We start from the raw sequence: 25,948 nt of genomic DNA, 5'->3' as shown, positions 1-25,948 counted from the left end.
TCATCACAATGCTTTGATTTCAAAATTACTAAAATACTTTCTCAATATTTTACACGAAGACTATATAAAATAACGTAGCCCAAAGCACAGAAGTATATACTTTCTAAGTATATAGTAAAAGCCCCTCGCATAAGCGAAGGGCTAATCTATTATATCTCTATTAGTTAGCTACCACAGCATATATAGAATACAGGTATACCATCTTCGTTATCTATAAGCCCGTAACCTTCACATTCATGGCCTTCGTATTCAAGACCTTCAAAGAATACGTGATCACCTAGTTCTTTATTAGCCATTAGATTATGCAATTTAAAGAGCAACTCTTCTCTTGTAAAATATGTACCATTATCCGCTACGAGATGAGCCATGATTTCTACTTGCCACATACCATCTTCTTTATCCTCTTCAAATAGTTCTTCATCGGTTACACGTTCATTATCAAAAAGTTGGTCTGTACTTTCAATCCAAGCTTCATAGGTTACTAAAATTTCCGGTTCATCTAATCTATCATCGTTATCAGTTTGATCCTCATCTACATATTTTTCTACAATTTTATTATATTCTTTTGAAAACTCATCTCTACTATACGTATGTTTATTAAATACCCAATGGACTTCATCATATGTAGGATACTTATCTTCTTCGCATTCATTAATATCTCCAGTAACTTTACCTTCCGTAGTAACTTTATCTTCTATAGTATCTTTGCTATTTTTCTTATCAAAGACATTCTTAATAGTTTCATATACCAAAGGATAATCCACCTTGTACTCTTTTGGCTTAATTTTAAATAGGTGATATTTTACCACTTCACAGCACCAGACAAGCTGTTTATCTAAATGGGCTTCTTTCGTCATTTTTATGCCTGTTTCTATTAATTGTAATGCCTTCTGTACATGTTCAGATTCATAGCTTTTACCATACCCTAGCATCCCATGAGCATAGCCACAACGATAATACCAAGACCAATCGCGATGTGCCTCATCGATACGTTCAAATAAATCAATAGCCTCTGCTGCGCGGCCATTATTGTTATACATACGTCCTAAGGCGCTTAACAATATAGGCGACAAATTATCAATGCCTATGTTAGTTAATAACTCCATCGCACGCTTGAAATCGATACCCTCTTGTTCATTAAGGAGCTTAACCTTTTCCACATCACTTAATTCTTGAAACTCTTCATCCGTAATGTCTTCTATACTGAAATATAAGTTCTTAATAAAGTCACCAAAGTTATCTGCTAACAGAGTGATTGAGTAATCACCTTCTTGGTCAACACGTACGACCTTAGGTTCACCGGTTGGACCGCACTCACGATAATCGAGGAAAATCATGTCGTGACCGCCGGAAATTGTATCGGCTACAACGATACCGATTGGGGGATATTTTACTTTTGAAATCCAAAATTCATTACCCATCTCACCTAAAAGAGAGTATTTTTTATCTCTATCGATGCCATATATTCCTGTTATATATACACAATCGTCATCATCGTTAATAAAACAATTCTTATTTACTACACCACCATTATGGTTTTTAAGTAGCTCTATATATGCTGTAGGCAATATATAGCCTAGTTCAGCTTCAGCATTCTTAATAACCTCATCGGTAACATCTCTACCTATATAGGACTCAAATGCATAATCGGTGTCTTTCCAAAATCCAGTCCAATTAAAATCTTTTAGATTACTCATAATACTCTCTCCTAGCCAAATAGATATAATCTAACCACATTTTATGTCATCAATAGAATATTTTTTTATTAAAGCTTTCACCTCACGCCGTATCAAAATGGTATCAACCATATAGGAAACAAGGATATAAGGAGATGCATTTATAATCGCTATAAGCGCTAAAATAACTGCTACTCGCAATAGGTCAAGTGAATATGCATACCACTTAAAATCGATATTATTTAAAATGGGTGTGACATAGTCAAAGACTTTTATCTCCCATTGCATTAGCGGGTTTAATTCTTCACTTGTTCCTAATAGCCAAACGAAACTTACGGCAAAGATCAATGCATATAATATGCCAACTGGAACCAATATCTTCACTCTCTTTTTTAACAGATCACGGCAAATCTCATCTTCTTCCTCTGGTGTTACATCGTATACCATATTACATTCTATCTGAATCCGTCTAAATCGATAGCGAATATACTTATACAAAAGGTTATTCGGTGTATATAGCATAATAAGCTCCACATATACGTTATAATGGGAAAAACATTAAAAATATATCAGCCATCTATGGCAAAATAATGCAAATCTTTAATTAGTCATTTTCAGTATCCTTTACATAGCTTTCCATCTTAGGTCTTAAATCTAACACGATTTCCCAACTATCTAATGATGGAACCTTACGATGTGCAATAAAATCTTCTATTATCTGTAATACCTCTTGATGGCCCAGCTCATTCTTACCATATATGATGGCACCTCGATCGCCATCATTAGTTACACTAAGCTCTATATGTAATAAATCGGTATCTTGATCACTACAAACCTGTACAAAGTTATACAGTTTATTATCTATGGAGATTGCCTTTGATGGAGAAATAACTACAAAGTCTTGCTCTTGATCCTCAATAGCATATAGATTTTGTTCAACTTCATTCAGTGTAATACCTTCATATTTATAGGTGCCTACATCAATGGACCAATCCGTATATGTTTTCTCAAATGTATCTGTCATATGTATTGTCTCTCCTTTACGATATACCCTAAAACAAGGTTTCTAATTGACCTGCCATATCGGACATAAACTCATCAAATTTACAAAGCTCTCGCAGTTCTTGATGTTCTATATCATAACAAGAAATCTTTTTAGACTTAGGGTCCCATACAATTTGCCAATCATTATACTCACCTAGTTCTTTAGATAAACGCAATAGCTTACGACGACCTAATTTAAATGGAATCGTATCAATAAGTGGGAAGAACTCTATAGATATAAAATCGGAGTCTGGCAATTCAAAATAGAGAGTATCTCCCTCTAGAAACGATACTAACGCCTTTGGTAGTTTAAATGGCTTTAATTGATCCATTTTATTTTGTATATCATGGAACTCAGTAGGCTCTAATGATTTAAAATACTCTGCCATTTTCATATCCCCTTTTTCAATAGCAATACTATAGGGGCGCATACCATCCTTTTCCGTGATGGTCACGTCAGCGCCATGTTCTACCAAGTATTTACACATCTTTAAATCTACATACCGTGCTGCTACGCACAATGGCGTTGGCTTAAAGGGATATACAGAATCAGGCTTATTGTAGTTAATATCTACACCATATTGAATAAAGAAATCTAGAACCTCATAATTTCTATCTGTAATGGCATTTCTGAAAGCTTTACCGCCATACTTCTGTACCGTATGGCCTAAGTCATGAATAATCTGTAAGTGATTATATTTCTTGCCATATAAGGCAGCTTGAAAGGCATCTACTTTCACACGGTTCAAGGCGTGAACATTAGCACCATGAGTCACAACATAGTCGATAATCTCTTTATTACAATACCGTACAGCTAATAAAAAACTTGGATTTTCTTCATCATTAAGATCAGCGCCATTCTCCACTAACCATTGAATACTTGGCAAGCAACACATAACAAGAACTAATTCTAAAGGTGTATGCTCACTATACTCACCAATTTCTATAGGTATATTAATATCCCAACCATTGGCTAATGCATTTTCTAACGCGCTAATATTTCCTGTTACAATATCTGTTACGATATGAGGCACTGATTCAAATGTACCTAAATCTTTTAACTGTATCATATCTCTCTCCCATGAACTATATTTTTAAAATGATTATCACTAATTACATTATATTACATTTATAAGTATGAGTGTATAGTAAAAGCCCCTCGCATAAGCGAAGGGCTAACCTATTATTTCTCTTGTACTTGTTTACCACTCATATGTTCAATGGTAATTTCAAACATTTGTGTTGCTCGACCATTACGAGCAATTTGTTCATCAGCTAAAGTCTCATCAGGATAATATTTCATAGCAAATTCTTTTAATCGAGCTATAGATTCTGGACCTGCCTCTAATAAACGGCATCTTCCAAATACGACTACACTTTGTACATATGGGGCCCATGGTTCAGATTCATCAATATGCTCATCCCCATATACTGTAAAACATACCTTATCTGAAGCTTTTAATGCATCTACTTTATGACCAGCTTTGGCTCCATGAAAATAAATTTTCTTCTTATCGCAATTATAAAAATAATTAATAGGAATAGCATAAGGGTAACCATTATCGCCGTTCAAGGCTAAAATACCTCGACGATTAGATTGTAATAAAGCTTCTGTAGCAGCACGATCTATTTCATTTATCTTTTTACGAATAGGTTTAAACATAATATATCTCCTAATTTTATTTACTTATCCTATTTACAAGATACATAAAAGTACCACTATTAGTATCATCAACTTTAGAATATTCTTTCCAATTTATAGGATATATCCCAGTTAATACTATAGGTGCTTCCATTCCACGCATAGACCCTTTTCCCGTATTAGAGGACCAATTCATACATCCAGTTTTAATCGAACCTTCCTCAATAGAGAATTCGGCGTATGTACAATTTACTTTTGTCGGAGGCTTTAGATAAGATATCTCACTAGTTATCTTAATTGTATAACCTTCAATAAAGTTATTACTCTTATCCCTAAACTCCTCTATACGCATTATATCTTTTAAGTAGTTATAACAACCTTGGTCCTTAGCACCTTGCTCCTTTAACACATACACTTCATCATTTATAGATTTAATACATTTTCTTGTCGTATATTTAAGCTCAATAGGAATCCATTTACCATCTAATATAACAAGAATATCAAGATGTAAATTAGGATTAAATTCAGGTACAAACTCTAATCTAATATCACAATTTGGATATTGTTCTTTAATCATCCATGCCAAGCTAAACTGAAAATCTGCTTCTGAATGAAATATTGGTCGATTCATACTCAATTGATACAATATATCATGAATATCGAAATTAATGGTCATGGGAAATTCCCCTTTGACTGCAGTAGATTTATTCTTAAAACTATATTTTAACCAGAAAAATATAATAAACGTCTTTTGTATATTCTAAGCGGTTAGCTGTATTTAATTATCATTATAACCATTCTTAATTGTATCTAAACAATGTTTCCAGTATTGTTCTCGTTCTATAACCTTTATTGGATCATATGATTGTCCAAAATACTCTAATATAGTAAATGTAAAATTAGTTTCAAAGTATTCTTTACCTTCTTTATTATAAAGATCAATTAGTTTTTTATTTCCTCCATGTTTTGAGGCTAAATAGTTTCCCCACCTTTGTGCAACACCATTTTCCCCCGTAGCAGACCCTATATATAATTTTCCTGTAAAAGTATCAGTCAAACAATAAACGCCTATTACTTTTTTTAGTGCTTCATAATAGGTAGGAAGAATTTTACCAGCAAAAATATCTGCTAATCTATGATAAGGTAAGTGAACCTTATCATAGCCTTCAAAGATTTCACCACTATAAACACAAGGCAAGATTTCTTTCACAACAGCAGTTTCAATATATTTACCTAAATTAAATACATATCTAGAAAATTTATTACCTTTTTTACACCTAATAACTAGTCTACCAAAAAATGGTTTATACTGATCTAAAACCTTATATGTAGCCCAATCATTTTTAGGTGTATTTATAATCTCACCTGCGGATATTAATAGCCATTCATCTTCACCAATTCTTAAAAAACTAAATGCCCATTGCCCTACAGAAAAATTTCGCTGCTTACTACTATACCAACTCCAAAAAGAACAGCATTTACAGGTACCAGATATACGCTCAACTTCACTACACTTTAACCATCTATCAATAAAAGGTTTTCCACCTTTACCAATATTCATATTGAACTCGATTTTAGAATTATTTATCTGTTTATCCGTTAAGTTCAAAATATTATTTAAAAGTAGTTCCATAGCTCTCCCCCTAAAAACTATAACCGCTAAATCCTATATAAAATGTAAACTTACTGTGTCACTTCGTTCCTAGTAAGCAAAGCCACTGCCTCAACATGAGCGGTCATAGGGAACATGTCCACAGGTTGTACTTCTTGTAGTTCATAACCGTAGTGTGTAAGGATTTCAATGTCTCGAGCCATGGTGGCTGGGTTACAAGATACATAGACAATGCGTTTTGGTTCCATGCCAGCTGCAGAGGTTAGTACTTCTTCTTTACAGCCTGCACGGATTGGATCGAATACGATGACGTCTGGTCGTACGCCAGTCTTGTAGAGTTTTGGCATTTCTACGGCTGCATCAGCGACGATGAATTCTGTATTATCATAGCCATTGCGTTGGGCGTTTTCACGTGCATTGATAATGGCTGGTTCTACGATTTCAATTCCGATGACATGTTTAGCCTTATGGGCTAAAAATAGTGAAATAGTACCTGTACCACAGTACGCATCAATTACGGTTTCATCACCTTTAAGGTCCGCATACTCAAGAGCTTGGTCGTAAAGTACTGTAGTTTGTTCTGGATTCACTTGGAAGAATGAATGTGGAGACAAGGTAAACTGTAAGTCCTTAATATGGTCTGTAATCGTCCCATCCCCATAGAGGATATTATTTTTAGGTCCTAAGATAACATTAGTTCGCTTACCATTTACATTATGAACGATAGTTTCTACTTGAGGAATTTGTTCTGTTAATTTTTCTACCCACTTTTCTTGGTGTGGTAAGTAATCTGTAGCAGTTACAAGGATAATCATCCATCCAGATTGTCCAATGCGTCCAATAATATGGCGCAGTACACCCTTTCCTGTATGTTCATCATACGGTTCAATATCAAACTTTTTAGCGATTTGGTAACACACTTGAGCGATGATATTATTCCCTTCATCTTGAATAGGACAGTTTGTACCTTGCACGATATCATGAGATCCCATCGCATAGAATCCCATTTGAATATCGCCTTTAGTACCGCCTACAGGCATTTGCATTTTATTGCGATATGCCCAAGGTTCTTTAGGTCCTAATGCAGGTTTTACAAGGTCTGGATTTTGATGACCAATGCGTTCGATAACGTCCTTCACCTTTTGTGTTTTTAATGAAAGCTGACCTTCATAGGTAATGTGTTGTAGTTGGCAGCCTCCACAGAATCCATAAAGATCACAACTTGCATCGATACGATTGGGAGCCATCGTAACAATTTCTAAGAGGCGCCCTGTAGCATAGGTTTTTTTAACCATATCAATAGCTACTTTCACAGTTTCTCCAGGTAAGGCAAAAGGCACAAAGACAGTAAAGTCATCTACACGACCTACCCCTTCACCGCTGCTACCAATGCCATGAATAGTTACCAATACTTCATCACCAAACTTAACAGGCGCATTTAAAATAGCCTGTTGTTTTTTAGATAATTGGCCGTTTATAGCTTGCTGTGAATTAGAGCGATTACTTCTTCTATGTTGTTTAGATTGTTTTTTACGAGATGTACGATTAGTACCGTTCATTACGCGTCTCTTTTCTTCCAAATTTTAATCATACCTGTCACAATAAGAACGAAGAATACAGTGCCGAATTTAACGAGTAATTCTTCACCTTGAATATATGGCATAAGAAGTGGATCTTCCACAATCATTTCGCCTGCAACCCAGCCAAGGAGTGCACCACCAGCCCAAAGAATAGCAGGGAATTTATTAATAATTCGAGCAAATAATGTAGAGCAAAATACGATAATTGGAACAGTAATTAACATACCTGCAATAACAAGCTCTAAATGACCTCTAGCGGCCCCTACTACACCGATGACATTATCAATACTCATCATAGCGTCAGCTACAATAATCGTCCAAATGGCACCCATTAATGAATTCTTAGCTTCGATATGTGCATCTTCATCGCCACCTTTTAATAATTGAATGGCAATCCATACAAGTACAAGGCCACCACCTAAGTGAATAAGAGGAATTAAAGTAAGCGCTTCTACTAAAAGAGTAGCAAATAGGAGACGCATTACAATGGCACCTACTGTACCCCAGATAACGGCTTTCTTTTGTAGTTCTGGAGCTAGCTTACCTGCTGCCATACCAATTACTACAGCATTATCGCCAGCTAATAAAATATCAATCAAAATTATTTTACCAATGGTTACCCACGTGGCAACTTCTAAAAATTCCATTCTGTACGTACCTCAATTCAGTCTACTAATTCAATAACTATCCCTTAACTATACCATAATTTTTCTATTTTCTCACCTAAAAGAGAGCTATTAGTTTACATAAAAAAATCTCTCCTCCTATGATTAGGAGAAGAGATATATTCTATTATTTCTTGAGTTTTTTAGCTACCAAAGATGCCCCTACTACGAGGATTACTGCAACAATTTTGATAAATAGTGCATATGGTTCAACACTATGAGCAATCAATGTATCCTCTACTGCCATACCAGCACCTACCCAGCCAAGGATACCGCCGCCAACGTATAGGATAATTGGGAAACGTTCGATGACTTTCACAAATAAAGTACTGCCATAAATGATGATTGGTACAGTTATGAGCATACCAATAGCTACCATTGTCATATGACCACCTGCAGCACCAACTACACCGATAACATTATCGATACCCATGATACCGTCAGCAATAACAATAGTTGTAATGGCTGCGCGTAAATTATCCTTAGCTTCGATATTATGCTCGCTTTCATCATCAGCAACGAGCTTGTATCCAATCCATAAGAGGAGGATACCACCTACTAAACGAAGTGCAGGAATATTGTTCAATGCCTCTACAAATAGGAATGCCATAACAAGGCGTAAAATAATGGCACCGGCTGTGCCCCAGAAGATGGCTTTCTTCTGTAAATGTGCTGGCAAGTTACGAGCTGCCATACCAATTACAATGGCATTGTCGCCAGCAAGTAAGATATCGATAACGATGATCTGAAGCATCGCTAATAAACCTTGTACAGATAAGATGTCCAATGTATCCTCCTTAGAATATAACTATAGTATATATATTATAATCGATATAGTTCAGTAGTGTAAAATTCAATTTGTAAAATATATATTCATTTTTAGCATACTCCATTCATATTAATATGAGAATCATAACACTACAAATGGAAGTTCTAGGATATAAAAAATCATTAATTATAGATTCATAATAGACTAATCAATAATATATATTTAATTCCCAATTCTCAAGGAATTTATCTATTAAATTAGGCTACTTTATGATATCGTATAATATATCATTAATAAGGGAGGTAAATATGTATCAAACATATTCTATATTACAAAAGTTATGGTTGTTCATTAAGCTATTTACTCCTATGTGCATAACGCAATTTTCCCTTATAGGTGGTACATTTATAGCCATCTTTTTAACGGGACAATATAGTACAATAGATTTAGCTGGGGTTGCTACAGGGTATAATTTATGGCTCCTCTTCTATATCTTTGCACAAGGAACGTTGTTAGGTATTACTCCAATTATTTCTCAGCTATTGGGAGCTAAGAAAACCGATGATATTTCAACAATCTTTTATCAAGGTCTTTATATCGGTACAGGCCTAGCATGTATCATTTTAATAATTGGTCTCTTAGGTCTACGTCCTCTTCTGACAGCATTAAATCTGGAACCGGCAGCAGCTGAGGTATGTATTAGTTACCTGAAAGCATTTGCTATAGGTCTATTCCCTCTACTTTGGGTTAATACATTACGCAATACAGTCGACAGTCATGGATTAACACATTATTCTATGGCCATCGTATTTACAAGCTTTATTGTGAACGTATTCTTGAACTATTCGCTCATCTTTGGCCATTTCGGATTTCCTGAAATCGGTGGTGTCGGTGCTGGCTATGGTATAGCAGGTGCTTGCTGGACTAACTTTATTCTCTTCAGCTTAGTATTACTATTACATCCGAAGTTAAAGGGATATCGTATCTTTAAAGACTTCAGTAAACCAAGTTTTCACTACATTCGCGAACAGCTACATATAGGTATTCCTATTGGCTTTTCCATCTTCTTAGAAGCTAGTATCTTTAGTATTGCTGGCCTCTTGATGGTTCACTTTGGATCCGCCGTCGTAGCTGCTCATCAATCTGTTATTTCCTTTACCAATGTATTCTACTGTTTACCTCTTAGTATCGCTATGGCCTCTACCATTGCAGTTGCATATGAACTTGGGGCAGGTCGTAAACAAGAGGCTATCCAGTACTCTTATATTTCTCGCATCTTAGCCATTGTATTGGCTATCATGATTTGTACATTTACGTTTACTAATATGGATGCTATTGCAGATCTCTTTACAAATGATGATGAAGTATACAAGCTTATCTACAGCTTCCTTGGATACGGTGTATTCTTCTCTGCTATCGATGCCATAGGTACCCCATTGCAAGGTATATTGAGGGCTTATAAGGATGTAAAAGTAGTTCTTTACATTTCCCTCGTTTCCTATTGGGGCGTATGCTTCCCTACGGCCTATATTCTCGCTAAAAATCCTAATTATGGACCATTTGGCGTATGGATTGGATTACTCGCTAGCGTACTAGTAGCAGGTGTATTGTTCACTTGGCGTACTTGGTACATCCAGCGTCAACCAAAATAAATAACATACTTATACAGTAAAAGAGCATCTCAAATAAGATGCTCTTTTTTATTTCAACATATCTTGTTTTTCTACCTTAGACATGCGGAAGAAATTATATAGTGTTTCTGCCGTTTTATAGTTCATAGATTCCACCTTTGAAAGCTCATCAATAGATGCCTCTTTCATGGCTTCTAAACTATTGAAATGAGCCCATAATGCCTTTCGGCGCTTAGGACCAATACCTTCAATGTGATCTAGAATAGATTCTAAATTACGTTTTCCACGAAGCTTACGATGGTACGTAATAGCAAAGCGATGGGCTTCATCGCGTATTTGTTGAAGTAATTGAAGCTCCGGTGAACGGTGGCTTAAGATAATACTTTCAGATTGTCCTTCTACAAAGACCTCTTCAATACGCTTAGCTAAAGAGATAACAGGCACATCTGTAACACCTACACTGCGAATCAACGGCAATGCTGCATTAAGCTGACCTTTACCACCATCGATAATAATGAGGTCTGGCATAGGCCAATCTGTTTCATTACCATAGCGTCGTTCCATAATTTCAGCCATAGACTTAAAGTCATCAGGTTTACCTTGCGTAGTTTTCAATTTAAAACGACGATACTCCTTCTTCGCAGGCTTACCGCCTTCAAAGACAACCATAGACGCCACCGTTTCGGCCCCTTGTGTATGGGAAATATCGAAACATTCCATACGCTCTGGTAATCGTGGCAAGTCTAGGACTTCAGCTAGTTTTTTAACAGCCCCACCGGTCTTATCAATTTGGTGTTGCCACTGACGACGACGCTCTTCTAGGAAGGTTTCTGCATTCTCATGAGCCATCTTAATCATGTCCATCTTATAACCACGCTGTGGCACAGATACGTCTACATTCTGGCCTTTAAGCTGTGTAAACCATTCCTTTAACAAGTCTCTATCGGTGCTATCCATAGGTAATAATAATTCCTTTGGAATGAAGTTTGTATCTCCATAGTATTGCTTGATAAAATCCGTCATGATAGTTTCTTGACTATCGCCATCATGTTGTACAAAGTAGTTCTCACGGCCTAATAATCGGCCACCGCGGATGAATAATAACTGTACACAAGCCATCGAGGTATCCACTGCAATACCTAACACATCTAAGTCGCCACGCTGTGTAACCATGCGCTGCTTTTCTTGGATTTTCTCTATACTAGTTAGCTGATCTCGATAACGTGCTGCATCTTCAAAGCGTAAGTCTTCTGCAGCAAGCTCCATCTTCTCTTTAATTTCCTTCAGCAAAGGAATAGGCTTACCTTCAAAGAGCTCTATGATTTCATCGATATACTTTCCATAATCCGATACGGAAATCTTGTTAAAGCACGGTGCTTCACAGTAGTGCATATGATATTGCAAACATGGTCGCTCCACCTTCATAGACTTACATGTCCTGAGTGGATAGTACTGGCGTATTAATTTCAATACTACATGTACAGATGTTACATCTGTGAAAGGGCCAAAGTACTTGGCTCCATCCCGTTCTAGTCGGCGCGTCATATATACACGTGGGTAGTCCTCTTGTACTGAAATTTTTACATACGGATACGTTTTATCATCACGAAGCCTAATATTGTATTTAGGCTCGTGCTCCTTAATAAGCGTATTCTCTAAAATAAGCGCTTCCATCTCCGTCTTTGTTTGGATAATCTCCACATCGACGGCTCGCTTCATCATGGCCGCAACCTTCGGCGCTCGGTTCGCATCATTACGCACATAGGAACGTACGCGGTTGCGCAAATTAATGGCTTTACCTACATAGATGATACGGTTATATTGATCGCGCCATAAATACACACCTGGTGTGGTCGGCAAATGACTGACCTTCTCTAGTAATTCTTCAGATGGCATATGTCCTCCTTTCCTCGTAGATTTTTAAGCTTTGTACTCACTACTATTTTTTCTTTTGAGCTGCTTTCATAAATTTCTTAGTCTGTTCTAATACAGGACCTAAGAATTTGCCTGTATAGCTTTCTTTCACCTTCACGATTTCCTCAGGTGTTCCTGTAGCTACGATAGTACCACCACGATTACCACCTTCAGGACCAAGGTCTATGATGTGGTCTGCCATCTTAATGACATCTAAATTATGCTCGATAACAACAACTGTGTCCCCACCATCAACGAGTTGTTGCAATACGTGTAATAACTTGCGAATATCTTCGGCGTGAAGACCTGTAGTCGGTTCATCTAGGATGTACAATGTTTTACCTGTGCTGCGACGAGCTAATTCAGTAGCTAATTTAACCCGTTGTGCTTCACCACCAGATAAGGTTGTTGCGGCTTGACCTAAACGAATATAGCCTAAACCTACCTCTTGCAAGGTAACCATTTTACGATTGATCTTCGGAATAGCGCTGAAGAACTCAACCGCATCATCTACCGTCATATCTAGTACATCTGCAATAGATTTGCCTTTGTATTTAACCTCTAAGGTTTCACGGTTATAACGGGCTCCCTTACAAACCTCACAAGGTACGTACACATCTGGCAAGAAGTGCATTTCAATTTTGATGATACCATCACCACGACAAGCTTCACAGCGGCCACCTTTTACGTTAAAGCTAAAGCGCCCTTGTTTGTAACCGCGCATCTTTGCTTCCGGTGTTTGACTATAGAGCTCGCGTATAGCATCGAATACACCTGTATAGGTAGCTGGATTAGAGCGCGGCGTACGACCGATAGGACTTTGGTCAATATTGATGATTTTATCGATATGTTCAAGACCACGGATTTCTTTATGAGCCCCTACTTTGTGATTAGAGCGATATAATTGATTAGCTAAACCTTTGTAGAGAATTTCATTAATCAAGGTAGACTTACCAGAACCGCTGACACCAGTAACAACATTGAATAAGCCAATAGGGAACTTTACATTTACATTTTGTAAATTGTTTTCCTTAGCACCGCGAATTTCAATGCAGTTCTTACCTGGTTTACGGCGTTCTTCCGGAAGAGCGATAAATTTACGACCACTCAAATATTGACCAGTAATGGAGTTTTCTACCTTCATCACTTCGTCTACCGTACCAGCGGCAATGATTTGACCGCCATGCTCACCTGCACCGGGCCCAATGTCCACGAGATAGTCAGCCGCACGCATCGTATCTTCGTCATGTTCTACAACGAGCAAGGTATTACCTAAATCACGCAAGCCTTTCAGCGTATCGATGAGTCGATCATTATCTCGTTGATGTAGCCCTATGGACGGTTCGTCTAAGATGTACAATACACCTACCAAACCAGAGCCGATTTGTGTAGCTAGACGAATACGTTGCGCTTCACCACCAGACAAAGTACCTGCACTACGGTTCATAGTAAGATAATCAAGGCCTACATTATTGAGGAACCCAAGACGAGCATTGATTTCCTTCAAAATTTGAGCCCCAATCACTTGTTCCCGCTCTGTTAACTGTAACTTACTAAAGAAATCGAGTGCTTCTTTAATGGTCAATTGGGTCACTTCATTGATGTTCTTATCCCCTACGGTTATAGCTAATACTTCAGGTTTAAGACGAGCTCCATGGCATGTAGTACAAGGCTTAATGGACATAAATTTTTCAAACTCTTCACGCATAGAATCTGTAGAGGCTTCACTATGACGGCGTTTTACCATCGGTAAAATACCTTCGTACTCAGTAAAGAATTCCTTCACTTCACCGCGCATATTTTCGTACGTGAAAGCAACCTTATCTGTAGTGCCATACATTACTTTTTTCTGTAATGCTTTTGGCAATTCATCATAGGTAGAATCTAAAGAGTATCCATTAGCTTTTAATAGACCTTCTACTTGGCGCATAAACCATGCATTAGGGTTAGAGCTCAACGCTTGTACACAACCATCGGCAAAGGTAATAGATCCATCTGGAATAACGCGTTCTTCGTCTACTTCCATGGTAGAGCCAATTCCCAAACAAGCTGGGCAGGCACCAAATGGACTGTTAAAGGAGAACATACGTGGCTCAATTTTCGGTAAGGAAATATGGCAATCTGGACATGCAAAGTGTTGGCTATACATGTGTTCAGGTCCATCTACCTCTTGGATAACTACAATGCCTTCTGCCCATTTTGATGCGGTCTCCATAGAGTCTGCTAAGCGAGATTCAATACCTTCTTTTACAACGAGACGGTCTACTACGATATCGATAGAGTGTTTTTTATTTTTTTCTAATACAATATCTTCATCTAATGTACGTACAGCGCCATCTACACGGGCACGAACAAAACCTTCTTTTCGAAGTTGATCAAAGACGGATTTATGCTCTCCTTTTTTCCCTTGAATCATAGGGGCTAATACTAAAATCTTAGTACCTTCTGGGAAGTTCATTACATCGTCTGTCATTTGTTGTATTGTTTGCTGTGTAATAGGCTTACCACATTCAGGACAATGAGCATGACCTACGCGAGCAAATAATAGACGCAAGTAATCGTAAATCTCCGTTACAGTACCAACTGTAGAACGAGGGTTACGGCTTGTAGTCTTTTGGTCGATAGAAATTGCTGGAGATAAACCTTCAATATAGTCTACATCGGGTTTATCCATTTGTCCCAAGAATTGACGTGCATAAGCAGATAAAGACTCTACATAGCGTCGTTGCCCTTCTGCGTAAATTGTATCGAATGCTAAAGACGATTTACCAGAGCCACTGAGGCCTGTCAACACGATAAACTGGTCCCGTGGTAAGGATATATCTATATTTTTAAGGTTATGCTGACGCGCACCTTTTACAATCAATTGATCTTTCATTATGTTCCCTATTTAAAGAGATGATACCAATCGGCATCATCTCTCTGTTTACTAACATGAAATAATATATGTATATTATCGCACATATAGTCTATATAATCTATGTGTTTTATTACAATCTATTTACTCTTTGAGCTAGTCCGCTTTCTACCTTTAGTTGATGCAGGTTTTTTTAACTTGCTTTCACCTGCGCTATGCATATCAGACCATTGCTGACGTAGTTCCCCTAATTGATCACGAAGTTTTGCAGCCTTTTCAAATTCAAGCTGCTTTGCAGCGGCCTTCATTTGACGATCAAGATCTTCAATTTTATTGAATAACTCTTCCGGCGTTATATCTGCCACCTTAGGACTAGATATATCTTGTGCATATGATTCGTGTCCATGGTCCATACCCGTTGTAGAAGATTTCTTTTTCCCTTTCTTTGGTGAAAAGTCCTTTCCATCGGTAACCATATCTTCTTCAATTTTCGTCAACTCAATAAGCTCTTTTACATCTTTAGAGACTGACTTAGGCGTAATATTATGTTCAATATTATAAGCCTCTTGCACGGCACGACGACGATCTGTTTCATCGATGGCGCGCTGCATAGAACCTGTTACACGATCAGCGTACATGATAACGTGACCATTCACATTACGAGCAGCACGACCAATAGTTTGAATCATGGCTGTATCGGAGCGTAAGAAACCTTCTTTATCCGCATCTAAGATAGCCACTAAAGAAACCTCTGGCATATCAAGACCTTCACGAAGCAAGTTGATACCAACTAGTACATCGAATACACCAGCTCGTAAGTCACGAATAATTTCGGCACGCTCGATAGTAACGATATCCGAATGGAGGTATCGAACGCGGACGCCCATTTCCTTCAAGAACTCTGTTAAATCCTCTGCCATTTTCTTTGTTAAGGTCGTAACGAGGACACGCTCATTCTTGGCAGCACGCTTATGAATTTCACCAAGCAAGTCGTCCATTTGTCCCTTAATAGGACGAATCTCAATGGATGGATCAAGTAGACCGGTAGGACGAATAATTTGCTCTGCCACATTCGTTTGTACTTCCATTTCGTATGGACCAGGCGTTGCCGATACATAAACAATTTGATTGATACGCTCCACGAACTCATCGAATTGAAGCGGTCTATTATCAAGCGCAGACGGCAGACGGAAGCCATATTCGATGAGTGATTCTTTACGTGCACGGTCACCATTGTACATGGCACGTATTTGAGGAATGGTTACATGAGACTCGTCCACCATGATGAGGAAGTCATCTGGGAAATAGTCTATCAATGTGTATGGTGCCTCTCCAGCCTTACGTTCAGACATGTGGCGGGAATAGTTTTCGATGCCTGAGCAATAGCCCATTTCTTGCATCATTTCTATATCGTAACGGGTACGCTGTTCAAGACGTTGAGCCTCTAATAGACGGTCAGCAGCTTTCAACTTAGCTAATTGTTCGTCTAATTCAGCTTCAATACGCTCTACAGCAATACGCATCTTATCTTTCGTTGTTACATAGTGAGATGCTGGATAGACTGCAACGTGCTTACGCTCTGCAATGACTTCACCTGTTAAAGCATCTACCTCTACAAGGCGATCGATTTCGTCGCCGAAGAGTTCCACTCGAATGGCTCTTTCACTATAGGCGGCTGGAAAAATCTCGATAGTATCCCCTTGTACACGGAAGGTACCACGGATAAAGTTCATATCATTTCTCGTATATTGAATATCTACGAGTTTAGATAGAATTTCATCGCGAGATTTCGTCTGACCTAAGCGCAAAGACAACACGAGTTCAGAGTAGTCCTCAGGGTCACCTAAGCCGTAAATACAGCTAACAGAGGCAACAATAATCACATCACGGCGCTCAAAGAGGCTCATCGTAGCGCTATGTCGTAGTTTATCGATTTCATCATTAATAGACGCATCCTTCTCGATGTATGTATCGCTAGAAGGAATGTACGCTTCTGGTTGATAGAAATCATAGTAAGACACAAAGTATTCTACCGCATTATTAGGGAAGAAACTTTTAAACTCACTACATAGCTGCGCAGCTAAAGTTTTATTATGGGCAATAATCAGAGTCGGCTTTTGAACGGCCTCTATAACCTTAGCCATTGTGAAGGTTTTACCTGTACCAGTGGCACCGAGCAAAACTTGGGCCCATTCACCGCGTTCAATACCTTCCGTTAAAGACTGAATCGCAGTTGGTTGGTCTCCTGTAGGCGTAAAGGGCGCCTCCACTTTAAATGGTTGGCCCCCTTCGTAATTATATGTATTATGTTTCATTACTGTTCATCCTGATGTTTACGGATAGCTTTGAGCTCTTCCTCCGATAGACGGCGACCTGCATTTTCTGCTTGGTTCAACGTATCCTCACCTTCTAATACTTCAATGAGCATAGCAATGGAGAAACGATCTAATGTAGGCGTAGTCTTTTGGATTTCATCAGCCATCATCCAATCTGATTCAGTATAGTTATTAATACGTTCTGTAATCTCTTCCCAGTTTGAAAGTAGCAATCTTGTAATAGGGCGATATAATTCAATGCCGAAATACTCGATTAATCCAACAATCTTTTCCATATTTTCTAGGCTAACATTACATTCATTTTTTTTATTTTCAGATTCTACATATTCAAGTAAGAATTCCCGGTTATATTTATTTGTCACCTTGAATCATTCCTTTATTAAATAGTGCATTAGCAAATTCTTTCGCATTAAATGGACGCAAGTCATCCATGCCTTCGCCAACGCCGATCCAGCGAACAGGTACGCCTAATTCCTCTTTAATAGAGATAACTACGCCACCCTTTGCTGTGCCATCAAGCTTAGTCACAACAATACCATTTACTGGTACTGCTTGACCAAATAATTTAGCTTGGCTTACTGCATTTTGACCTGTAGTACCGTCTAACACGAGCAATGTTTGATGTGGTGCCCCTTCTACGTGGTTATTCGCTACGCGGCCCATCTTTTTAAGTTCTTCCATAAGATTAACTTTAGTGTGTAAACGACCTGCAGTATCTACAATAACGAGGTCTGCATTACGAGCTTTAGCTGCTTCCATTGCATCATATACTACGGCTGCAGGGTCAGCCCCTTCTTTATGTTTAACGATAGGTACACCTACGCGATCTGCCCAGATAGACAATTGATCAGCCGCAGCGGCACGGAATGTATCACCTGCAGCAATAATTACCTTTTTGCCTTCTTTAGTGTAATAGTTAGCCAACTTAGCAATAGTCGTAGTTTTACCGACACCATTTACCCCAACTACAAGGATAACCTCTGGGTGGTGAAGTGTAATTTCATCTTCTTGGTCAACCAACATTTCTGTAATGCGGTCTTCCATGAATGGCATTACATCACCAGTATTGTTAATAACACCTTCTGTTACACCACGACGAATTTCTTTCATCAAATATTCTGTCGTTTTAGGACCAAGGTCACTAGTGAGCATAACTGCTTCTAAATCATCTAAGAAATCATCATCAATTTGTGCATAACCGATAACGATACTTTCAACATTTTTTACAAAGGACTTACGAGTTTTCTCCAAGCCGTCTTTAATTCTATCAAAGAATCCAAATGCCATTATGCTAGATCCTCCTTCACATCTTCAAATGCTACTGTTAATAATCGCGATACGCCTCGTTCAACCATGGTCACCCCTTGTAATACTTCGGCAGCTTCCATCGTCTTTTTACGGTGCGATACTACGATAAATTGTGTTTCTTTATTTACCCGATTTAAGTAAGAACTAAATCGTTCTACATTAGCTTCATCAAGAGCTGCGTCAACTTCGTCAAGCACGCAGAACGGCGCAGGACGATAATCTAGGAACGAGAACAATAAAGCAATAACCGTAAGGGCACGCTCACCACCGGATAACAAGGTCAATTGTTGACGTTTCTTCCCTGGAGGCTGAATGTAGAAATCAATACCACCAGTTAAGATATTATCTGGATCAGTCAATACAATTTGAGCCGTACCACCGCCAAATAGTTGGCTAAATACCTCTTGGAATCTACGACCTACTACATCTAATACATCGTATAGCTGTGTACTCATAGCCTTGTCCATTTCAGCAATAACCGCTTGCAATTGCTCTTTCGCTGTATCTAAATCTGCTAACTGTGTGGATAAGAAATCATAACGCTCTTTAGTTTCTTCATATTCTTCAACAGCGTTCGGATTGACTGGGCCTAATTCTGCAATTTCCGCCATCAAGCGGGCCTGCTCATCCTTCCAATCGTTTACAGAACCTTCAATGCGAAGAGCCTGCGCATCTTCTAAGGTAAAGCCTAACTCTTGTAGTTCTTCTACAAAGCGCTCACAATCCATGCGATGACGTGTAATCTTACCTTCCATATCGACGAGTCGACCTTGAACGACTTTATATCGTTGGTTCAATCGATCTTGCTCACCGAGGATAGATTCCATCTCTTCACGTCCTGTAGATGTTTTATCATAAGCCTCATCGCGAAGTGCGCACAATCGTTCTACCTCTGCTGTAGCAGAAGCCAATTCTCGGTCTGCCAATTCTTTAGCCTTTGGTAGCTCCACTTCACAGCGCTCTGTAGTGCTAATCAGCAAATTACGTAACGGTGTTAAGCGCTCTACAATGTTAGCAATGGATTGATTACGTTGTTCTCGCTGAGCTTCACGTTCCTTAATGGTTTGTCGCAACGTATCACAGGTGAGGCGTGCCTCTGTGAAAGCTTCATAAGCCTCTTGCTGTACCTTTTGTAATACAGTTAAACGCTCCATTAAGGCCCCTTGATTGCCATCTACACCGTGGTCTTCTTGCAAAGAAGCCAATGCTGTTTCTTGGTCTTTCAAGTTAGCCGTTGTACTGGCTAAATCAATATCGATTTGTAATAAACGTTGCTCTTCTTCAGAAAGGACACGTTTCTTACGATCCATTTGATTTTGAATATTTTGTACCTTTGTTTCACTAGCCACATAGAGTAAGTTCGTATGTTGGTAGCTTTCATCAAGGGCAGCTCGTTCTTTTTCAGCTTCCTCAACCCGTTTTTCAAGGTTTTCCAAGCTAGCTGTTAAGGAACGAATTTGTTCTTCAATTTGCAATAGCTCTTGTTCAAGGCTAGCTGCCTCTTCCTTACGGCTCAATACAGAGGCACGCTTACGCTTTGTAGCACCACCAGTTAAAGAGCCGCCAGGTTGGAATTGTTCCCCTGTAAGCGTAACAATACGCAATTGTTGATTATATTTTTTTTGCAGACCAATAGCATCATCCATGGAGGATACTACCAAGGTGCGCCCCAATAAGTATTGGAAAATATGAGCGTATGTATTATCAAAGGAAATACAATCAACAGCAGTGCCGATTACACAGCTTTCATGTAAAGCTGGTGTCTCATAGGGTTTTCCTTTTACAGAATCCATCGGCAAGAAGGTTACGCGGCCACCTTGGATAGATTTCAAATAATTGACACCCTCAGCAGCAGCGCGAGCAGTAGTGGTCACAACGTGGTTAACACTACCACCTAATGCCGTTTCGATAGCCGTAGTATATTTATCTTCTACCGTAAAGAGATCACCCACAGCACCTGTAATTTGTTTGCGCCAAGATCCTTTACCGTTTAGGATATTCTTAGTACCTTCTAAATAGCCTTCATGTTGTTCTTCCCATTGGGCTAATAGTTCGATACGACCTTTAACACGTTGCTCTTGGGTACGTAATTTTTGTAATTCTTTGCGTTCTTCACGAGCTTGTATGGCTGCTTCTTTACCGCCATCAACGAGGGCTTGTCGTTGGGCAGAAATAGCATTAAACTGTTGGCCTAATGTGTCAAATTCACCGCGAGCTGCTTGTAATTCACTATCTACGTGACCTATTTCAGCCTTTAAAACCTCACATTGTTTTGTAGACTCTTCCTTACGAGCTTCTAAGCTACGACTACTAGCTTTTGCCGTTTCAATAGCACTCACAAGTTCTAATTGATGTTGCTCAAAGGATTCTCGATTAGACTGCAAGGACTGGAACTTCGCTTGCTCGGTGCTAACATCTTTAACAGCTTTTTTATAATTCGCCTCTAACTCTTCTAGTTTGGATTCTTTCTCTACTAGTTGAGCACTTTCATCTTGAATCAATTGATTTAAAATGCGTAATTGTTGTTCTTCGCCCTTTTGCGTAGCTTCCAATTCGCTAATACGCATAGATGTTTCATCTAATTCACGACGAGCTGTCTTCAACTGCTCGTCTAACAGACGTAAATGACCTGCTAAACGTTCTTCATCACGTTGCTTTTCCGTATACTGAGCTTCCCACAACTTGAGTTGTTCTTGCTCTTTTGTTGATGCGGATTGCAAGGTATGACGGCGCACTTCCAATTTAGACAATTCAGTTTGAAGCTCAATCTCTTCATCCTTAAATGCAATATTATCATTTTCGAAACGCGTTAATAAACGATCAGATGTCTTATAATTGTGAAAGCCTAATGCCCCATCATAGTCGCGCTTTGTACGACTTAAGGTCATATACTTTTTAGTCTTTTCCGCCTTTTCAGACAAAGGTCCAAGTTGTTCTTCAATAGTAGCCATAACGTCGCGTACGCGTTCCATATTTCGGTCTGTACTAGCAATACGACGCAACGCATCTTCTTTATTGATCTTGAATCGTGAAATACCAGCTACGTCTTCAAAGATAAGACGCCGTTCTTCAGGCTTAGAGTTTAAAATAGCATCAATGCGGTTCTGACCGATGATCGCCATGGAGTCTCTACCTAGACCTGTATCAGCTAATAAAAGATGAATATCCTTTAAACGACAAGAGCGTTTATTGATAAGGAACTCACTTTCACCAGTACGATAAATACGGCGTGTAATAGCAACCTCAGCCATATCTACATCTAATTGATGGTCACTATTGTCAAATACAAGTGTAACCTCAGCTGCACTCATTGGTTTACGTTTTTCCGTACCAGAGAAAATAATGTCCTCTGCTTTTTGACCACGTAAGTTACGGACATTGGATTCCCCTAAAACCCATTTCATAGCATCCGTAATATTACTTTTACCACTTCCGTTAGGTCCAATAACGGCAGTCATTCCTGGTGAGAATTTTACAACCGTTTTATCTGCAAACGATTTAAAGCCCTTTAATTCTAACCGAAGTAATTGCATGACTGCCTCCTTTCTACTAACAACCCCGAATAATCATATCTTTTATTATAACATATATTGTAGGCCATCAATACAGCAACGAACAGTATTTCTCGTATTATCTTCACACCAATCTATGCTAAATTGAGGATACATTTCTTGAAAATATAAAATATTGCGATTTTTGAGACCTCGCACCTTTGATGTACTGCTTCTAGGATAAGAAATTACAATCCTATGTTTCATCAAAATATCACCACTATCCGAATAAAATCTACATCCTACCTTATGGATATGGTAACAATCAAAATGAGAAAAATTGTAATCATTTTGCTTTCCTAATACATTTTCTGAAGAAAGATGTTCATCAATACATCTTTCAATACGTTGTTTATATTGTTCATTTACAACGAGCTCACCCATAGCAGGTTCATAGGGACCTGCTACCAAACTATTGCCTGAATCGAGCTCTTCCGTGCTTTGTAATCCTGTACGTATAACTTCAATATTATGCTGTTCAAACCATTCCTTTAAGAATGCACAATATTTAATAGCTTGCTCAGTACTTAATGGCTCATATTCACCAGATCTATATTGATCTGCTAATTCCGTATTTTCTATAACAAGAACAGGATAGATTCGTACAAAATCTGGTTCTAGTTTAACTACAGCAATAGCGGTTTCTAGAATGGTTTCCCAAGTTTCACCTTTTAATCCTGGTAAAAGCTGAACACCTACAGTCATTCCATGTTGCTTTAATCTTGCAACAGCATCTACTACCTCTTGTGCTGTATGACCGCGCTTAGCATCGACTAAAATACCATCATTCATAGACTGTACGCCAAGCTCTACTGTTTTTACCCCGTAAGACTGTAATAAGGTAATTGCTTTGTCACCTACAGCATCAGGCCGTGTAGAACAACGTATACCGTCAATTATACCTCGCTTAAGCATCTCAGAAGCAGGAGCTAATAATTGATGTTGTAAATCTGTATGGATAGCTGTAAACGATCCACCATAAAAGGCGACCTCCCAAAACTTATCATTTCGTTTTTTACCCACATAATCTGTAATCGTTTTTTTTATATAATCTGGTGTTAGGTGACTAATACCAGATTGTCCTGTAATACGGGACTGGTTACAAAATGTACATACATAAGGACACCCCACATGAGGTATAAAAAAAGGTATCATACCAAATGGTTTCATAGTCACTCTCCTTTCTTATATAAAATAAACTCAGCCAAAACCTTTTATATTAATATATTAATATCAATGTATTTATTCCTTATGATATGTAATTAATATATTAAGATATAAGGCTTTCGATACAACGATTATAAGATAAATATATTTACTATTCTATATACTATTATACAGAAAAAAGCGCCATTAGGCGCTTTTCTATTTGGCCATTAACTTTTCTAACGTTAATTGAGCCGCATGTTGTTCTGCAATTTTTTTACTTTTACCAGAGCCTGCCTCGTAAATAACACCATTGATTTCGACCACCATATGGAAGGTCTTAGCATGGTCGGGACCACTTTCACTGAGCAAACGATAGACGATATGTTTATCACCATCCCGTTGCACATATTCTTGTAACAAGGTTTTATAATCCTTGCCGCGTTTACCTTCTAAAGCTTGCTTGATATACGTAATGAGATGTTTTAAAACGAAGTTCATCGCCGTTTGGTAATCTGTAGAAATATAGATAGCACCAATGAGAGACTCAAAGGTATCCGCTAAAATAGAATTACGATTATTACCACCAGAAGCACGTTCACCATGACCGAGCAATAAATATTGCCCCAATTGTAAAGAACGACTTACAGATGCTAAAGAATCTTCACACACTGTAGCGGCCTTAATTTTTGTCAAATCACCTTCGGCCATGTCTGGATAAGTCTTAAATAGGTATTCCCCAATAATAAGATCCAAAACAGCATCGCCTAAAAACTCTAATCGCTGATTGTGATTAATATGCTTTGATTTATGTTCATTCGCATAAGATGTATGTGTAAAAGCACAATCTAAAATGGATATATCTGACACAGGTATGTCTAAACGAGCAACAAGCCCATGAAGAGATTCTTCACGAGCTTGTGTCATCTTACTCTTATGCGCTTCAACAGCTACCATTAGCCTTCATAACGGCGTACGCAAAGTGTACCGTTATGACCACCAAAACCGAAAGAGTTGGAAAGAGCACATTTAACTTGAAGGTCACGTGCACCTTCGCGAACATAGTCAAGATCCAAACCTTCATCAGGGTTGTCACAGTTGATTGTAGGATGAACTTTGCCAGTTTCGATAGCCATCGCCATAACGATAGTTTCGATAGCACCAGCAGCACCTAACAAGTGACCTGTCATGGATTTTGTAGAGTTAACAGCGATGTCTTTAGCATGATCGCCGAACAATTCTTTAATAGCCAATGTTTCATTTTTGTCATTAAGGCCAGTAGATGTACCATGAGCATTGATGTAGTTAACGTCTTTAGGATCGATACCTGCATCTTTAATTGCTAATTCCATACATTTACGAGCTTGTACACCACCTGGAGCTGGTGCAGTAATGTGGTAAGCATCACCATTAGTACCATAACCTACAACTTCAGCGTAGATATGAGCACCACGAGCTTTTGCATGTTCTAATTCTTCAAGAACAACGATACCAGAACCTTCACCCATTACGAAACCATCGCGATCGCGGTCAAATGGACGAGATGCTTTTGTTGGTTCGTCATTGCGTGTAGACATAGCTTTCATAGCTGCGAAACCAGCTACAGCTGCAGGAGATACAGCTGCTTCAGTACCACCAGCAAACATGATATCAGCATCACCACGTTGGATGATACGGAAAGCATCGCCAATAGCATTTGTACCAGAAGTACAAGCTGTTACGTCTGTAATAACAGGACCTTTAAGGCCAAGACGGATGGATACACGTGCAGATGTCATATTTGCAATCATCATAGGAACTGCAAATGGACTTACACGACCAGGACCTTTTTCGAATAATGTTTCATATACTTCATGGATAGAGTCGATACCGCCAATACCAGTACCAACTACAGTACCACAACGATCTAAATCTTGTTTATCTAAATCAAGATCAGCATCTTCACAAGCAAGAACAGCAGCACCGATAGCCAATTCTACAGAACGGTCCATGCGACGCGCTTCTTTCTTGTCTACGCCATAGTTTGTAACATCAAAATCTTTTACTTCACCAGCAATACGCGTTGCATATTCAGATGCATCAAAGCGTGTAATTGGCCCAATACCAGATTGACCTGCCAATAACGCATTGTAAAAGTTCTCTTTACCGATACCTACAGGAGTCACTGCCCCTAAGCCAGTAATTACTACACGTTTTTCCAATTATTCCACCTCTTAT

General features: G+C 38.6%; 20 protein-coding genes. 1 reads left to right on the top strand and 19 read right to left on the bottom strand.

Annotation, left to right across the window (positions count from 1 at the left end):
- Nucleotides 1-164: 164 nt before the first annotated feature.
- The 10 genes from O3607_RS00615 to O3607_RS00570 all read right to left on the bottom strand — a co-directional run bounded on the left by O3607_RS00615 (nucleotide 165) and on the right by O3607_RS00570 (nucleotide 9,006).
- Nucleotides 165-1,697 carry an SMI1/KNR4 family protein gene (locus tag O3607_RS00615; RefSeq protein WP_371443175.1) on the bottom strand — a complete coding sequence of 511 codons (1,533 nt, stop codon included), beginning with the start codon at nucleotides 1,695-1,697 and terminating at the stop codon, nucleotides 165-167.
- 30 nt (nucleotides 1,698-1,727) lie between these two features.
- Nucleotides 1,728-2,198: a glycosyl transferase family 4 gene (locus tag O3607_RS00610; RefSeq protein WP_371443174.1), complete on the bottom strand. Its 471-nt coding sequence runs from the start codon at nucleotides 2,196-2,198 to the stop codon at nucleotides 1,728-1,730.
- 82 nt (nucleotides 2,199-2,280) lie between these two features.
- Nucleotides 2,281-2,700 carry a bacteriocin gene (locus tag O3607_RS00605; RefSeq protein ID WP_371443173.1) on the bottom strand — a complete coding sequence of 140 codons (420 nt, stop codon included), beginning with the start codon at nucleotides 2,698-2,700 and terminating at the stop codon, nucleotides 2,281-2,283.
- 28 nt (nucleotides 2,701-2,728) lie between these two features.
- On the bottom strand, nucleotides 2,729-3,790 hold the full coding sequence (locus tag O3607_RS00600; protein ID WP_371443172.1) for an ankyrin repeat domain-containing protein: 1,062 nt from the start codon (nucleotides 3,788-3,790) through the stop codon (nucleotides 2,729-2,731).
- A gap of 113 nt (nucleotides 3,791-3,903) precedes the next feature.
- On the bottom strand, nucleotides 3,904-4,383 hold the full coding sequence (locus O3607_RS00595; RefSeq protein ID WP_371443171.1) for a pyridoxamine 5'-phosphate oxidase family protein: 480 nt from the start codon (nucleotides 4,381-4,383) through the stop codon (nucleotides 3,904-3,906).
- A gap of 16 nt (nucleotides 4,384-4,399) precedes the next feature.
- Nucleotides 4,400-5,038, bottom strand: coding sequence for a hypothetical protein (locus O3607_RS00590; RefSeq protein WP_371443169.1), 639 nt, complete (start codon nucleotides 5,036-5,038; stop codon nucleotides 4,400-4,402).
- 102 nt (nucleotides 5,039-5,140) lie between these two features.
- Nucleotides 5,141-5,995, bottom strand: a complete 855-nt coding sequence (locus O3607_RS00585; RefSeq protein WP_371443167.1) for a GIY-YIG nuclease family protein — start codon at nucleotides 5,993-5,995, stop codon at nucleotides 5,141-5,143.
- A 50-nt stretch (nucleotides 5,996-6,045) separates the two neighbouring features.
- Nucleotides 6,046-7,533 carry a 23S rRNA (uracil(1939)-C(5))-methyltransferase RlmD gene (rlmD, locus tag O3607_RS00580; RefSeq protein WP_371443166.1) on the bottom strand — a complete coding sequence of 496 codons (1,488 nt, stop codon included), beginning with the start codon at nucleotides 7,531-7,533 and terminating at the stop codon, nucleotides 6,046-6,048.
- On the bottom strand, nucleotides 7,533-8,201 hold the full coding sequence (locus tag O3607_RS00575) for a TerC family protein (protein WP_287499980.1): 669 nt from the start codon (nucleotides 8,199-8,201) through the stop codon (nucleotides 7,533-7,535). Before O3607_RS00575 ends, rlmD begins: the two co-directional genes overlap by 1 nt.
- A gap of 145 nt (nucleotides 8,202-8,346) precedes the next feature.
- Nucleotides 8,347-9,006, bottom strand: coding sequence for a TerC family protein (locus tag O3607_RS00570; RefSeq protein ID WP_371443165.1), 660 nt, complete (start codon nucleotides 9,004-9,006; stop codon nucleotides 8,347-8,349).
- Between the two features lie 290 nt (nucleotides 9,007-9,296).
- Here O3607_RS00570 and O3607_RS00565 point away from each other — a divergent pair, with 290 nt between their 5' ends.
- A complete protein-coding gene (locus O3607_RS00565) occupies nucleotides 9,297-10,640 on the top strand; it encodes an MATE family efflux transporter (protein WP_371443164.1) in 1,344 nt (447 codons plus the stop codon).
- Between the two features lie 48 nt (nucleotides 10,641-10,688).
- Here O3607_RS00565 and uvrC read toward each other — a convergent pair whose 3' ends face one another.
- The 9 genes from uvrC to fabF all read right to left on the bottom strand — a co-directional run bounded on the left by uvrC (nucleotide 10,689) and on the right by fabF (nucleotide 25,932).
- Nucleotides 10,689-12,515 (bottom strand): excinuclease ABC subunit UvrC, encoded by a 1,827-nt coding sequence (gene uvrC, locus O3607_RS00560; protein WP_371443163.1) that lies wholly within the window; start codon nucleotides 12,513-12,515, stop codon nucleotides 10,689-10,691.
- A 43-nt stretch (nucleotides 12,516-12,558) separates the two neighbouring features.
- A complete protein-coding gene (gene uvrA, locus O3607_RS00555; RefSeq protein ID WP_227283063.1) occupies nucleotides 12,559-15,411 on the bottom strand; it encodes an excinuclease ABC subunit UvrA in 2,853 nt (950 codons plus the stop codon).
- A 119-nt stretch (nucleotides 15,412-15,530) separates the two neighbouring features.
- Nucleotides 15,531-17,705 carry an excinuclease ABC subunit UvrB gene (gene uvrB, locus O3607_RS00550; RefSeq protein WP_227283064.1) on the bottom strand — a complete coding sequence of 725 codons (2,175 nt, stop codon included), beginning with the start codon at nucleotides 17,703-17,705 and terminating at the stop codon, nucleotides 15,531-15,533.
- Nucleotides 17,705-18,088, bottom strand: a complete 384-nt coding sequence (locus tag O3607_RS00545; RefSeq protein ID WP_060924748.1) for a hypothetical protein — start codon at nucleotides 18,086-18,088, stop codon at nucleotides 17,705-17,707. Before O3607_RS00545 ends, uvrB begins: the two co-directional genes overlap by 1 nt.
- Nucleotides 18,078-19,013, bottom strand: a complete 936-nt coding sequence (gene ftsY / locus O3607_RS00540) for a signal recognition particle-docking protein FtsY (protein ID WP_005386963.1) — start codon at nucleotides 19,011-19,013, stop codon at nucleotides 18,078-18,080. Before ftsY ends, O3607_RS00545 begins: the two co-directional genes overlap by 11 nt.
- Nucleotides 19,013-22,567 carry a chromosome segregation protein SMC gene (gene smc, locus O3607_RS00535; RefSeq protein WP_371443162.1) on the bottom strand — a complete coding sequence of 1,185 codons (3,555 nt, stop codon included), beginning with the start codon at nucleotides 22,565-22,567 and terminating at the stop codon, nucleotides 19,013-19,015. Before smc ends, ftsY begins: the two co-directional genes overlap by 1 nt.
- 45 nt (nucleotides 22,568-22,612) lie before the next feature.
- Complete coding sequence (locus O3607_RS00530; protein WP_371443161.1) at nucleotides 22,613-23,755, bottom strand: elongator complex protein 3; 1,143 nt, start codon at nucleotides 23,753-23,755, stop codon at nucleotides 22,613-22,615.
- A gap of 195 nt (nucleotides 23,756-23,950) precedes the next feature.
- On the bottom strand, nucleotides 23,951-24,688 hold the full coding sequence (gene rnc / locus O3607_RS00525) for a ribonuclease III (RefSeq protein ID WP_129822912.1): 738 nt from the start codon (nucleotides 24,686-24,688) through the stop codon (nucleotides 23,951-23,953).
- A complete protein-coding gene (gene fabF / locus O3607_RS00520; RefSeq protein WP_024066702.1) occupies nucleotides 24,688-25,932 on the bottom strand; it encodes a beta-ketoacyl-ACP synthase II in 1,245 nt (414 codons plus the stop codon). Before fabF ends, rnc begins: the two co-directional genes overlap by 1 nt.
- Nucleotides 25,933-25,948 lie beyond the last annotated feature (16 nt).

Source organism: Veillonella sp. 20925_1_51 (assembly GCF_041431445.1).
In the GTDB taxonomy this organism is placed as follows: Bacteria; Bacillota; Negativicutes; order Veillonellales; family Veillonellaceae; genus Veillonella; species Veillonella nakazawae.
The sequence above is the reverse complement of the archived record's forward strand: the minus strand, read 5'-3'. Positions and strand labels throughout refer to the sequence as shown.

Coding starts and splice junctions, on each gene's coding strand:
- uvrC (WP_371443163.1), bottom strand. CDS start 12,515: ATGCCATCTGAAGAATTACTAGAGAAGGTCAGTCATTTGCCGACCACA.
- O3607_RS00605 (WP_371443173.1), bottom strand. CDS start 2,700: ATGACAGATACATTTGAGAAAACATATACGGATTGGTCCATTGATGTA.
- smc (WP_371443162.1), bottom strand. CDS start 22,567: ATGCAATTACTTCGGTTAGAATTAAAGGGCTTTAAATCGTTTGCAGAT.
- rlmD (WP_371443166.1), bottom strand. CDS start 7,533: ATGAACGGTACTAATCGTACATCTCGTAAAAAACAATCTAAACAACAT.
- uvrB (WP_227283064.1), bottom strand. CDS start 17,705: ATGAAACATAATACATATAATTACGAAGGGGGCCAACCATTTAAAGTG.
- rnc (WP_129822912.1), bottom strand. CDS start 24,688: ATGGTAGCTGTTGAAGCGCATAAGAGTAAGATGACACAAGCTCGTGAA.
- O3607_RS00590 (WP_371443169.1), bottom strand. CDS start 5,038: ATGACCATTAATTTCGATATTCATGATATATTGTATCAATTGAGTATG.
- uvrA (WP_227283063.1), bottom strand. CDS start 15,411: ATGAAAGATCAATTGATTGTAAAAGGTGCGCGTCAGCATAACCTTAAA.
- O3607_RS00610 (WP_371443174.1), bottom strand. CDS start 2,198: ATGCTATATACACCGAATAACCTTTTGTATAAGTATATTCGCTATCGA.
- O3607_RS00615 (WP_371443175.1), bottom strand. CDS start 1,697: ATGAGTAATCTAAAAGATTTTAATTGGACTGGATTTTGGAAAGACACC.
- O3607_RS00600 (WP_371443172.1), bottom strand. CDS start 3,790: ATGATACAGTTAAAAGATTTAGGTACATTTGAATCAGTGCCTCATATC.
- ftsY (WP_005386963.1), bottom strand. CDS start 19,013: ATGGCATTTGGATTCTTTGATAGAATTAAAGACGGCTTGGAGAAAACT.
- O3607_RS00530 (WP_371443161.1), bottom strand. CDS start 23,755: ATGAAACCATTTGGTATGATACCTTTTTTTATACCTCATGTGGGGTGT.
- O3607_RS00575 (WP_287499980.1), bottom strand. CDS start 8,201: ATGGAATTTTTAGAAGTTGCCACGTGGGTAACCATTGGTAAAATAATT.
- O3607_RS00565 (WP_371443164.1), top strand. CDS start 9,297: ATGTATCAAACATATTCTATATTACAAAAGTTATGGTTGTTCATTAAG.
- O3607_RS00595 (WP_371443171.1), bottom strand. CDS start 4,383: ATGTTTAAACCTATTCGTAAAAAGATAAATGAAATAGATCGTGCTGCT.
- O3607_RS00585 (WP_371443167.1), bottom strand. CDS start 5,995: ATGGAACTACTTTTAAATAATATTTTGAACTTAACGGATAAACAGATA.